Genomic DNA, 12,452 nt, shown 5'->3' on the forward strand with positions numbered 1-12,452 from the left:
AAAAGAAAAGGAGTGTTTCTAATGAGCAAAAAATTACTTATGGTTGTAACAAATACATCTCAATTTAAAGATGGTAAACCAACTGGATTATGGCTAGAAGAAGCAGCAATTCCTTACAAAGTTTTCATCAAAAATGGAATAGAAGTGGACATCGCATCAGTTAGTGGTGGTAGTGTGCCAATCGATCCAAACTCAACACAAAATGATGAAACGAAAGAATATCATGATGTTTTAGAAAAACTTCAACAAACTTACGGAATTAAAGATATCGTATTTGAAAATTATGATGGCATATTCTTACCAGGTGGTCACGGGACAGTATTTGATTTCCCTAACAATCCTGATTTAGAGAATATGTTAGCTTATTATAAAGAGAAAAATAAGGTGATTGGTTCAGTTTGTCATGGACCAAGCGCATTTATTGGTGCCAAACTACCTAGTGGCGATTATTTAGTTAATGACGTTAAATTAACATCGTTCACAGATAGTGAAGAACAATCAATGGGATTAGAAAAAGACGTTCCATTCTTATTACAAACTGAACTAGAAAAACAAGGTGCAAGATTCGTCAAAGGTAGTGATTTCGACTCACATACAGTAGTAGATCGTAATTTTGTAACCGGACAAAATCCTAATTCAAGTGAAGAAGTAGCAGAAAAAATTGTAAATGTTTTAAAATAATAAAGTGATGGAAAAAGCAGGCTGGGACATACATAAATGTCTCAGCTCTGTTTGTTTTAGAAGATCTCTAACGTGTAAATGTATAAAGTTAAGTTCTATTCCTTTTTATTCATAACCAATTAGTTATACATTTGTGTCATAAAACTCTATAGTGCGAAGTAAAATAATGGTATAGTAATGAGTATTGTTTTAGAATAAAGGTAAAATAATGTATAATTGTATTAAATACATAAATATTAGATTGGGAGTATTGTATAAATGAAATTTACAAATTTAACGACTGGTGAATTTGAAACATTTACTAATAACATGCCATATGCTCATTTTACTCAGACAGTGGGTAACTATGAACTAAAGACATCAGAGGGCACTTCAACACATTTAGTTGGTGTAAAGAATGACCAAGATGAGGTGTTGGCTGCATGTTTGCTTACAAGTGTGCCAGTAATGAAAAAGTTTAATTATTTTTATTCGAATCGAGGGCCAGTAATGGACTTTGATAATAAAGAACTTGTTGACTTCTTTTTTAAAAAAATCGTACCGTATTTAAAAAAGAACAAAGCATTATTCTTTAGAATTGATCCTTATTTACCATATCAATTAAGAGATCATGACGGTAACGTTCTAAAGAGCTTTGAACGTGATAATTTAATTCAGCAATTTGAATCTTTAGGATATGAACATCAAGGTTTTACAACTGGTTTCCACCCAATACATCAAATTAGATGGCATTCTGTACTGGACTTAGAAGGTATGGACGAAAAGTCATTAATTAAAAACATGGATAACTTGAGAAAACGTAACACTAAAAAAGTTCAAAAAAATGGTGTTAAAGTTCGCTTTTTAACTAAAGATGAAATGCCTATATTTAGAAGGTTTATGGAAGATACAACAGAGAAGAAAGATTTCGACGACCGTGGTGACGACTTCTACTACAACAGATTAAAATACTTTGATAATGTTAAAATACCGTTAGCATATATAGATTTCGAAACGTATATACCTCAATTAGAAAAAGACTTTGAGGAACATAATAAAGAAATTGAAAAAGCTGAAAAAGAATTAGAAAAGAAACCAGACAACCAAAAAGCAATCAATAAAATTAATAACTTGAAACAGCAAAGAGAAGCTAACGAAGCTAAATTAGACGAAGCTAAACAATTACAGGCAGAGTACGGTGATACTTTACCAATCGCAGCAGGATTCTTCATCATTAATCCATTCGAAGTTGTTTACTATGCAGGCGGTTCATCAAATGAATATCGTCATTTTGCAGGAAGTTATGCAATACAATGGGAAATGATTAAATACGCATTAGAACACAATATTAATCGCTACAACTTCTATGGAATTAGTGGAGATTTCTCTGAAGATGCACCAGATGCTGGCGTTATTAAATTTAAAAAGGGTTATAATGCAGATGTTTATGAATACATTGGTGACTTTGTGAAACCAATTAATAAACCAGCATATACCGCTTATAAAGTGTTAAAAAAAGTATTAAAAAAATAAACGATTTTCAGTAAGAGAGGAATTTAGATAATATGAAATTTACAGAATTAACCGTTACTGAATACGACGATTTTGTATCTGATAGTCAATATGAAAGTCATTATTTCCAAGTGAAAGAAAATATCAAAACAAGAGAAAATGATGGCTTCCAAGTCGTATTATTAGGTGTTAAAGATGAGAGCAACCAAGTTGTTGCAGCAAGTTTGTTCTCTAAAATACCAACATTAGGCAGTTATGTTTATTATTCAAACCGTGGTCCAGTGATGGATTACAGTGATTTACAATTAGTAGAATACTATTTTAAATCGCTTGAAAAATATTTAAAACAACATCAATGTTTATATGTTAAAGTAGACCCTTACTGGATTTATAACATCTATGATAAAGACCTTAATCCAATAAAAGAAGATGGCCCGAACGACCAAATTGTCGACTTAATAAAATCATTAGGATATCAACACCATGGTTTTACTACACAATATGATCCATCAAGCCAAGTAAGATGGATGGGCGTACTAAACTTAAAAGACAAGACTTTAGCAGAAGTTAAAAAAGGGTTCGATAGCCAGAGAAAACGTAACGTTAATAAAGCTCATAACTACGTTGTGAAAGTTCGATTTCTAGAAGAAGACGAATTAGATATATTCTTCAAATTATATAGAGAGACTGAAGAGAGAGCAGGCTTTATATCTAAAACAGACGAATACTTTATGAACTTTATCAATACATACGGTTCTAAAGCATTAGTACCATTAGCGTATATAGATTTAAATGAATATATACAATCTACTCAAGAAAACTTAACTGAATTAGAAACGAAACGCGATCAAATGATGGCTAAAGAAAATAAATCAGAAAAGCAACTTAAGAAAATCGCTGAAACCGATAGACAGATTGACCATGCTCAAAAAGAATTACTAGAAACAAGTGAGTTAATGAAGACAGATGGAGAAGTATTAAATCTCTCTGCAGGTGTATTCTTTGAAAACGCATATGAAATCAACTATTTCTCAGGTGGTTCAAGCGAAAAATACAATCACTTCATGGGCCCATATATGATGCATTGGTATATGATTAACTATTGTTTCGATAATGGCTTCGATAGATATAACTTCTACGGTTTATCAGGAGACTTTACTGAAAACAGTGAAGACTACGGTGTATATCGATTCAAACGAGGATTTAATGTACAAATCGAAGAACTTATAGGTGATTTCTACAAACCAATCAATAAGAAAAAGTATTTCTTATACAATACATTACAAAAAGTGCGCTCAAAAATTAAAAGATAGAAAATATATAGAAGCTGGGACATAAATACATGTCTCAGCTTCTTTCATTATAGGTGTAATGTCCTTATTGTCACAACTTGTAAAACGTGTCAACAAGAGTAGTCATATTGTCACAACTTGCGAAACGTGTCAATAAGGATAGCTATATTGTCATAACTAGTAAAACGTGTCAACAAGAGTAGTCATATTGTCACAACTCGTAAAGCGTGTCAACAAGGATATCTATATTGTCACAACTTGTAATTTGTCTGAATGTTGCAAGACGAGGTGCACGTGCGACATTCATAGCCTCAATTATATAAAAAACAGGTTGAGGCATAAATAAATGTCTCAACCTGTTTCAATTCTATTTAATAATGTCTATTAATTCTTTTTTCGATGCTGAGCGTGCTGGTATCCAACCGAATACTATTCCGATTAATGTTGATACGCCAACTGCTAAAATTACAGATCCTAGACTGACAACACTTTGTACCATATCAGGTGTTACTGCTTCTACTAGTTTTGATATTAATATACCGAGTATCAATCCTATAATTCCGCCTATGAGACATAATACAATACTTTCAACTAAGAATTGTACTTCTATATCTCTTCCTTTGGCACCAAATGCTCTTCTAATTGCGATTTCTTCTGTTCGTTCTGCTACTGAAATATACATCACATTCATTACACCGATACCTGCAATGAATAGGGAGATACCAGCTACTGCAGCTACGAAGTACGTAATGGCATCGAATACTTGTGTAATGCTTTTCATAACTTCTTCTAAGTCTGTATATTCGTAATTGCCATCGCTACTACCAGAACCGCTTTTATTTAATTGTTTAGCAGCTTTATTCGCTATTTCTTTCTTTTCGCTATCATCGTTTACTTTAATCTCAAGTTCTGGAAACTTTTGATTTAAGTTACCCATGTATTTACTAAATGTTTGGCTAGGCATATGCACTGCTGAATCATTCATTTCATCATTAGCAATGCCGACTATTTTAAAGCCTTGATCATCAATGAATAATGTTTGTCCTATAGCGTCATTATTAAATACTTCTTTCGCTATTGTTTTATCTACCGTGACAACTTTTTCATTTAATTCATTATCTGTTTTCGAAAATCCATGACCTTCTGTTGTATTTGAAAACTGTTCTTTTTTAATAATGTTAACGTTTTGTTGTTTTTGAGCATTTGTTAATTTCGCTGAATAACTTTGATTTTTGTCTTCTTTAATTTTCACGCTTTTAACGCCTTTAATTTGACTTACCATATCCATATCTTCTTTATCAAAAGGATTTTTAGTGGCGTTATCTGGATTACTAGGCATATAGCTTATCACTGCTTGACCTTTACTTGCACCAGTATCTTCGAATTCTTCTGAAGCTGTCTTTTTAAAGCCATTACCTAATGACATGATTGTTATTACTGCAGCGATACCAATAATGATACCAATCATCGTGAAGATATTCCGACGTTTATTTTTCATAATCGATTTAAGAGATATTGATATAATGTTAGGTAAGTTTTTCATTCAACCACCTCTTCTCGTTGAACACGACCATCTAAAATGTGTATGATCCGATCTGCTTGTTCTGCAACTTTGCGGTCATGTGTGACGATAATCATAGTTGTGTTTTTATCACGATTTAACCGTACGAATAAATCCATAATATCTTTAGATGTTTGAGAATCTAGTGCGCCGGTAGGTTCATCGGCAATAATAAATTTCGGTTGGTTTACAATCGAACGTGCTATAGCAACACGTTGTTGTTGTCCACCTGATAATTTACTAGGTACTAAATTCTTTTTATCTTCAATGCCAACTTCTCTTAAAACGGATTCTACATGACGCTTTCTTTCTTTTGTGGACATACCTGAATAAAGTAGGGGGATGCTCACATTTTCTAATATCGTATTATTTTGTATTAATTTAAAGTTTTGAAAGACAAATCCGACTGTTTTATTTCTTACAGCAGCAAGCTTATTATCCGAAACATTTTGGTAGTTTTCTTGATTAAATAAATATTCACCAGTATAGCCTCGATCTATAAAGCCTAAAATATTAATCAATGTACTTTTTCCTGAACCAGAAGGTCCCATTATTGCAATAAACTCACCAGTATCAATCGAAATATTAATATCTTTCAAAATATGGTTTGTTTCTTCGCCATTCTTAAAGTGTCGATTAACATTTACTAAATTAATCATGAGGATACCTCAACTTTATCACCATTATTTAATGATTTTTTAGGTGAAACAATCAGTTTCTCTCCTTTTTTAAGACCTTTTTTAACAAATATTTCACCATTTTGACGTTCGATATTAAGATGACGTTTTTCAACTTTATTATCTTTTTTTAATACGAAAACATCATTATTTCTAGTTAATACACTTTTAGGTAGTTTAATAGCATCTATAGGGATTTCTGCTTCTGTAGAAAAACCACTGCGAATAGGTAAGTCGATTTTTCCTATTGTGACTTGGTATTTTGAGTTGTCCTTATTTAAAGTAGGGTTATTGGACACAGGATTTGAAGCCTGGGAACTTCCTTCTTCGCTATCGCCTTGACTCATACCAGCACCAGTAGCACCTTTTTCTTCATAGTTACTAGGTAGTTCAGATATTTTCGTGATTTTACCATGACCTTTTTCGCCAGTACTATTAACCTTGATGTTAACTGAATCTCCGAGTTTTATTTTGTTCACATCGAATTCAGAAACAGAAGATTTAATTTGAGTTTCATTTGCTATCAATTTTAATATAGATTCTCCGCTTGCAGCATCTGTATCATTGTCCATTTCAATTACACCGTCAAATGATGCATAAGTACTATCATTAATTTGTTTAGTATACTGAGATAGTTCTTTTTGTGCTTCATTCAATGCGTTTAAATCTTGATTTAACTTCTTTTGTAAATCGTTGTTGTTCGGTTGCTGATTAATATTTTGATAGTCTTGATTAACTACATTTTGCGCGTCGTTAACCTTACTTGATAAGTCCTGTCTTTTTTGATCGTTGATATTGTAGTTGATTAAAGTATCGCCTTGCTTTACTTTTTCTCCGTCTTCAACCAAAGTACTCACTAAATCACCTAACTGATCATTGTTATTATATGTTTTTATTTTAGATGGGGAAGCTTTCCCAGAAATGTTTAAAGGCGATTCTTCCTTAACTTGATATGTATCATAACCGTCACTTTTCTTGTCATTATCATTACTAGTCTGTTTTACAATATATGCAGTCAAGACTAATAAGAGAATAACGATGATACCGATTATCCAAATGAGTTTCTTTTTCAAAATTTTTCACTCCTATATTAAAAATGTCTACCCCAAAATAATAACATATATTGTAAAAAAATATATGGAATTCGAGGCAAATGGTGATATTATATAAATATAAATTTATTTAAATAGGGGATCTTAGCTGAAAATTTTTATAAATTTAGAGAAAAACCAAAGTGGCTAGTAAACATGATATTATGTATTGTATTAGAATTAATCATAGTATGGATATTGATGTCGACAACATCAGAATCAGGCACATTAACTGAAGAACAAGGTATAAGTAATCCAAATAATGAAATGTTAACAAATTTTGTTAAAGTACTAGAATACATAATTCCGGGATTAAGCGTTATTTTAGGCATTGTAATGTCATCCATTATATTTTTAATCATTTCTAAATTAATGAAATCAGATGTAAAAGTATCAAGCTTGTTTGCAGCGACAACATTTATCACATTGATCTTTACAATCATTGATTTAATTGTAGTAAGCATACAAGCATTATTCAAGCTGGATCCGGAACAATATTCAATAACGAGCTTAGCAGTATTTGACCAAGACAACATTTATCTAGGCGTATTTGATCTCGGAATATTAATAGAAGGATATTTAATAGCAATCTTGTTATATGAAACAAGCAGATTATCAGGAAAAGCATCAATAATTTGGAGTGTCGTAATGGTTGTAATTTCTATAATCATAAGTTTAATAATTGCATGAGTTAAATGAATGAGAATTGATAATATTAAGTATCGAGTTAAAACTATATAAAAACGTAATAAACACAGATATTCGTGTTAACTATATATTTTCTACATATTAGTTTACATAATATATATTATAGGAAGTTATGTATATTGTGATTAGGGGACCCTTTTCTATTCGTTTAACGACATACTTATATGTTTAACGTTGTTATATTTATCTATGCTATATAAATCTGGATTTTTTAATGCTTTCCATTCTTCAAATCCAATCTCGTGATTAAAATGATTTAATAGCAATGTCATTATATTACCGTGTGTAACGATTAAGCTGTTATATGATTGATTAATGGATTCATATACGCTTAAAATTCTTTTTTGAGCTTCTGAACTTGATTCGCCATTATGTATACGATAATCAAAGTCTTCAAATGTGTATTTAAGCTCATTTAACCAATTATCTAATGATATGTCGCTTAATTGACGTTCATTGAGCCTTGAATCTGTAATAACATTTACTTGATATTTACTTATATATGGTTTGATTGTTTCATATGTACGCTTCATATTACTAATGTATATTTGATCAATATTAAGGTTTGCTAATACTTGTACTAATTGTTCTGCACATAATTGGCCATCTTCAGTTAAATTTGCATGTTTATCTTGACCGATAGCTTTGCAATGTCTAAGTATGTATATCATTATGATTCTCCTTAAAATTTAATATTAAGCTACAATAACATAAACATAATATAAAACACCAATGAGTTTAAATCGTAATTATTCAGATTTAAATCATTGGTGTTTTTCTTATTGATGATTTTCTACATATATATTAATAGCTTCATGCATAAATTGTGCTAATCCATCACCAAATCGGTTTATATTTTTAGTAAAACGTTCGTCAGCTACATACATTTCACCTAAACCTTTAAATATTTCTAATGAATACTCATAATTGATGTTATCATTTAAGAAATCATACCAATTTTGAATAAGTTGTTGTGCTTCTTCTGATGCTGGTGATTTTTCTTTATCATTAACTGAAGCTAGTTCTCTAAATATAGTGTTCATTTCATCTTCTTTTTCGAATCTTTCTTGCTTAGGCATAATTGCTAATTGTTCATTAGCTTTATCAACTGTCTTTTCGCCCCACTTTTCTTTAGCTTCTTGTTCATAAGGATTTTGACTAAAATCAAAACCTTCGAATCTTTCTTCTTTTGTCATATTAATCTCTCCTTTTAAATGTAGATTTGTTTTATCAATGGTTTCTATCATTTTGTCTATACGCAATCTTTTTTCTAAAAGCATTTCTTTGTGTAACCTTAATGCTTCTTTTGTATCGAATGATGGATCATTGAGAATTTCTTTTATTTTTTTGAGAGGAAAATCTAGTTCTTTAAAAAATAGAATTTGCTGTAATTTTTCGAGACTTTTATCGTTATATAACCTGTACCCAGCTTCAGTTGTATTATCTGGTTTTAATAAGTTTATTGAGTCGTAATGATGGAGCGTGCGCACGCTTATTCCTACTAAATCTGCAACTTCTTTTACAGTCATTTCCATTTCTCTGACCTCCTCCTACTTATTACTATAAAGTCTAACGTAACGTAAGGGTCAACAACAAATATTAAAAAATATTATTTTTGGTCATATAGATAATGTTATAGTTGATATACTATAGAAATAAGAAAAATTGAATCAGATAGGAGCATTATTATGAGTCACAACATAAAATTTGATTTAAAGCTAGAAACTGATCGTTTATTTTTACTAGCTGGAGAACGTGTTTATACATATAAAGATACTATTAAACAAGGCATGCTTAATTCGGTTGATCGCTTAAAAGAATGGGTTTCCTTTTTTAATCATAATTTTGACGATTTTAAAGTTACAGATTTTATTAATAAAACTACTGATATAAACTTAAATAAACAATTTTTAAGATATTTTATTTTCGATAAAGAAACTGAAGCTTTCGTTGGATCAATCGTTTTACAAGATATTAATTTAAGATTACCCTCATGTGAAATTGGCTATTGGATGGTTAATTCTGGTTTAGGAAAAGGATTTGCTACTGAAGCTATAAAATATGTTACAAAATATTTAGTTGAAGAACATGGCTTTGTTAGAATTGAAGCTTATATAGATGTTCAAAACACTAAAAGTATAGAAACTATCGAGCGTTGTGGATATGAATTAGAAGGAACATTAAAGAATTCAGATTTAAGTTCAGATGGTAGTAAGCTAATAAATGAAGTATTATATGCTGTAGCTACACCAGTTTATTTTAAATAATAAAATAAAACATCGACTTGAAATGTAAATTCAGGTCGATGTTTTATTCTATATTATGTTGTTTATCATTATTTTTCTCGTCTTTTTAATTTTTCAAATTGATGCCCGCTATCTATACCTTCTTTTTCGCTTAACTTTTCTAGTCTTCTTTGTCTATTCTTTTTGACTAAATACCATGTTAAAAGACTGAAGCATAAACTAATAATGGCCATAAAGGCAGCGTAACCTAATAATGGTTCGTATGTAATATCATAAAAATTAGGTAAGATAAAAGCAATAATGCCTAATATTATAAATGTTAATATTGCGCTAATAACATATTTTTTTAATATTAATGAAGACAATATTGAGAAAACGACGACAATCACAAATGATATCCATAAGTAATTTGGGAAATCAAATATATTCAAACTATTACGCCTCCTTTACAACTATATCTAATATTATACCCGATTATTAATATATTAATTAAGTTTTGCAGTATTTTTATAAAAATAATTGAATTTAACAAATGTTTTATAACCTAGCAAATTTGTACTCTAAAATGATTAATATTATAATGAAAATGAGCAATTATGTGAACATTGCAAATATTTTAAAAAGGGATGAGACAATGGGACAAAAATTACGTAGTGAAATACCTATTAACGAAACATGGGACTTATCGAGTTTATACGAAAATAACAACGCATTTTATTCAACGTTAACTGACTTAGTTCAAAGAGTGACTGATTTTAATGAAAAGTATCTCAATCAATTAAAGGATGTATCGACTATTGAATCAGCTTTACATGAACAAGCTGATCTTATTATTGATGTAATACATTTAAGTACATATGCAGAACTATTGTATTCTACTGATACGACTGACGCTGATAGTCAAAAAGTAGCAGCACAATTTTCTACTACATACGGGAAGATTGCAGGTTTATTATCATTTTTAGAATCGGAAATCTTACAATTAGAAGAGGAAACATTTAATGCTTTAATTAAACAATCAGAATACCCTAAATATTTATCATTACTAAAACGACAAAAACCACATACGTTACATCCTGAAGTTGAAAAAACTTTAGCGACGTTCTCACCTACTTTTAGTGCACCGTTTGAATTGTATGGAATTACGAAAATGTTAGATATTGAGTTTGGTACGTTTGAAGCAAATAACGAAGAAATTGCATTAGATTATGTATCATTCGAAGGAGATTTTGAAGTTCACTCAAATACTGAAGTGAGAAGAAATGCGTTTAAGAAATTCAGCGAAGCATTGCGTCGCTATGAAAATACGACTGCTGCAACATACAACGCTCATGTTCAAAAAGAAAAAATAGAATCCGAACTTCGTGGATATGATTCTGTTATAGATTTCTTGCTTGAACCTCAAGATGTTACGAGAGAAATGTACGATAGACAAATAGATGTGATTTCTGAAGAATTAGCACCACATATGAGACGTTATGCTAAATTGCTAAAGCGAACAAATAATTTAGATGAAATACGTTTTGAAGATTTAAGAATTCCGCTAGATCCAACTTATGAACCTGATGTATCAATTGAAGGATCAAAAGAATATATTAAAGACGCATTAAGTGTGCTTGGCGATGATTATATGCAAATGGTAAATGATAGTTATGACAAACGCTGGATTGATTTTCCTCAAAATAAAGGTAAACAAACAGGTGCTTATTGTGCGAGCCCATATGGCGTAAATCCATTTATATTCATTTCATGGACAAGTAAAATGACTGAAGTATTTGTATTAGCCCACGAATTAGGTCATGCTGGTCATTTTAATTTAGCGAATAAATATCAAAATGTATACCAAGCTGATTGTTCTATGTATTTTGTGGAAGCACCATCTACAATGAATGAAATGTTAATGGCAAATAGCTTATTAAAAAAATCAAATGATCCAAAATTCAAACGTTGGGTGATAAGTTCAATTATTTCAAGAACTTATTATCATAATATGGTTACGCACTTATTAGAAGCTAAGTACCAAAGAGAAGTTTATAGAAAAGTAGACGAAGGTGAAGCTTTAACTGCCCCACTGCTTAATGAAATTAAAAAGAAAGTTATTTCAGATTTTTGGGGTGACGAAGTCGAAATAACTGACGGTGCTGAATTAACTTGGATGCGCCAACCTCATTATTATATGGGATTATACCCATATACTTACTCTGCTGGATTAACAATTGGTACAGTAATGAGTCAAAGAATAGAAAATGAAGGACAACCTGCTGTTGATGATTGGTTAAATGTATTGAAATCAGGTGGTTCAAAATCTCCAGTTGAATTAGCAGAGTTAGCTGGAATTGATGTTACTACAGATAAGCCGTTAAAAGAAACAATAGCTTATATCGGTAGTTTGATTGACGAATTAGAAACATTAACAGATGAAATTGAATAATTAAATAAAGGTTCTTTTCGTCATGAATGGCGAAAAGAACCTTTATTGTTAGTGCTCTTAATGACTATTCTTAGCAATCGTGTCAATAACGCTATCCTTGTTGACTATTCTTATTAAACGTGTCAACAACGTTCGCTAATACAAATAATTTTCTTCAAAAAATAAAAGCCGTGTCCCAACTTTTGAAGTGAACCCTGTCAAGTAGACAACTAAATAATAAAAATGTCTTTTTGGTCAAATTCATAGCTAAGCTATGGATTTGGCCATTTTTAAT

12 protein-coding genes are annotated in these 12,452 nt (G+C 30.7%); 6 read left to right on the forward strand and 6 right to left on the reverse strand.

Annotated elements, in window-relative coordinates:
- Nucleotides 1-21: 21 nt before the first annotated feature.
- From LQ688_RS10615 to LQ688_RS10625, 3 genes are all read left to right on the forward strand, one after another.
- On the forward strand, nucleotides 22-681 hold the full coding sequence (locus LQ688_RS10615) for a type 1 glutamine amidotransferase domain-containing protein (RefSeq protein WP_064205250.1): 660 nt from the start codon (nucleotides 22-24) through the stop codon (nucleotides 679-681).
- A gap of 258 nt (nucleotides 682-939) precedes the next feature.
- Nucleotides 940-2,193 (forward strand): aminoacyltransferase, encoded by a 1,254-nt coding sequence (locus LQ688_RS10620; RefSeq protein ID WP_239752764.1) that lies wholly within the window; start codon nucleotides 940-942, stop codon nucleotides 2,191-2,193.
- 32 nt (nucleotides 2,194-2,225) lie between these two features.
- Nucleotides 2,226-3,485 carry an aminoacyltransferase gene (locus tag LQ688_RS10625; RefSeq protein ID WP_214269871.1) on the forward strand — a complete coding sequence of 420 codons (1,260 nt, stop codon included), beginning with the start codon at nucleotides 2,226-2,228 and terminating at the stop codon, nucleotides 3,483-3,485.
- Between the two features lie 346 nt (nucleotides 3,486-3,831).
- Here the strand turns inward: LQ688_RS10625 and LQ688_RS10630 are convergent, their stop codons facing one another.
- Genes LQ688_RS10630 through LQ688_RS10640 form a run of 3 tightly spaced genes read right to left on the reverse strand, consistent with a single transcriptional unit; the run spans nucleotide 3,832 to nucleotide 6,775 of the window.
- Complete coding sequence (locus LQ688_RS10630) at nucleotides 3,832-5,007, reverse strand: ABC transporter permease (RefSeq protein ID WP_239725118.1); 1,176 nt, start codon at nucleotides 5,005-5,007, stop codon at nucleotides 3,832-3,834.
- Nucleotides 5,004-5,684: an ABC transporter ATP-binding protein gene (locus tag LQ688_RS10635; RefSeq protein ID WP_017000596.1), complete on the reverse strand. Its 681-nt coding sequence runs from the start codon at nucleotides 5,682-5,684 to the stop codon at nucleotides 5,004-5,006. Before LQ688_RS10635 ends, LQ688_RS10630 begins: the two co-directional genes overlap by 4 nt.
- Entirely contained in the window at nucleotides 5,681-6,775 is a 1,095-nt protein-coding gene (locus LQ688_RS10640; protein ID WP_239725119.1) for a permuted SH3 domain-containing protein, read from the reverse strand. The genes LQ688_RS10635 and LQ688_RS10640 overlap by 4 nt, the downstream gene beginning before the upstream one ends.
- Before the next feature lie 120 nt (nucleotides 6,776-6,895).
- On the opposite strand from LQ688_RS10640, the gene LQ688_RS10645 reads away from it, so the two are divergent.
- Complete coding sequence (locus LQ688_RS10645) at nucleotides 6,896-7,483, forward strand: YIP1 family protein (protein WP_345773003.1); 588 nt, start codon at nucleotides 6,896-6,898, stop codon at nucleotides 7,481-7,483.
- Between the two features lie 158 nt (nucleotides 7,484-7,641).
- Here the strand turns inward: LQ688_RS10645 and LQ688_RS10650 are convergent, their stop codons facing one another.
- Both LQ688_RS10650 and LQ688_RS10655 read right to left on the reverse strand, forming a co-directional pair.
- On the reverse strand, nucleotides 7,642-8,172 hold the full coding sequence (locus LQ688_RS10650; protein ID WP_064205246.1) for a histidine phosphatase family protein: 531 nt from the start codon (nucleotides 8,170-8,172) through the stop codon (nucleotides 7,642-7,644).
- Between the two features lie 108 nt (nucleotides 8,173-8,280).
- Nucleotides 8,281-9,036 carry a MerR family transcriptional regulator gene (locus LQ688_RS10655; RefSeq protein WP_239725121.1) on the reverse strand — a complete coding sequence of 252 codons (756 nt, stop codon included), beginning with the start codon at nucleotides 9,034-9,036 and terminating at the stop codon, nucleotides 8,281-8,283.
- Nucleotides 9,037-9,189: 153 nt separating this feature from the next.
- Here LQ688_RS10655 and LQ688_RS10660 point away from each other — a divergent pair, with 153 nt between their 5' ends.
- On the forward strand, nucleotides 9,190-9,768 hold the full coding sequence (locus LQ688_RS10660) for a GNAT family N-acetyltransferase (protein WP_239725122.1): 579 nt from the start codon (nucleotides 9,190-9,192) through the stop codon (nucleotides 9,766-9,768).
- A gap of 68 nt (nucleotides 9,769-9,836) precedes the next feature.
- On the opposite strand, the gene LQ688_RS10665 is transcribed toward LQ688_RS10660, so the two are convergent.
- Complete coding sequence (locus LQ688_RS10665; RefSeq protein WP_017000590.1) at nucleotides 9,837-10,178, reverse strand: hypothetical protein; 342 nt, start codon at nucleotides 10,176-10,178, stop codon at nucleotides 9,837-9,839.
- A gap of 203 nt (nucleotides 10,179-10,381) precedes the next feature.
- On the opposite strand from LQ688_RS10665, the gene pepF reads away from it, so the two are divergent.
- Nucleotides 10,382-12,178 carry an oligoendopeptidase F gene (pepF, locus tag LQ688_RS10670; RefSeq protein WP_135032493.1) on the forward strand — a complete coding sequence of 599 codons (1,797 nt, stop codon included), beginning with the start codon at nucleotides 10,382-10,384 and terminating at the stop codon, nucleotides 12,176-12,178.
- The last annotated feature ends 274 nt before the right edge of the window (nucleotides 12,179-12,452 follow it).

This window comes from Mammaliicoccus sp. J-M40 (genome assembly GCF_022386395.1).
Classification (GTDB): domain Bacteria; phylum Bacillota; class Bacilli; order Staphylococcales; family Staphylococcaceae; genus Mammaliicoccus; species Mammaliicoccus lentus.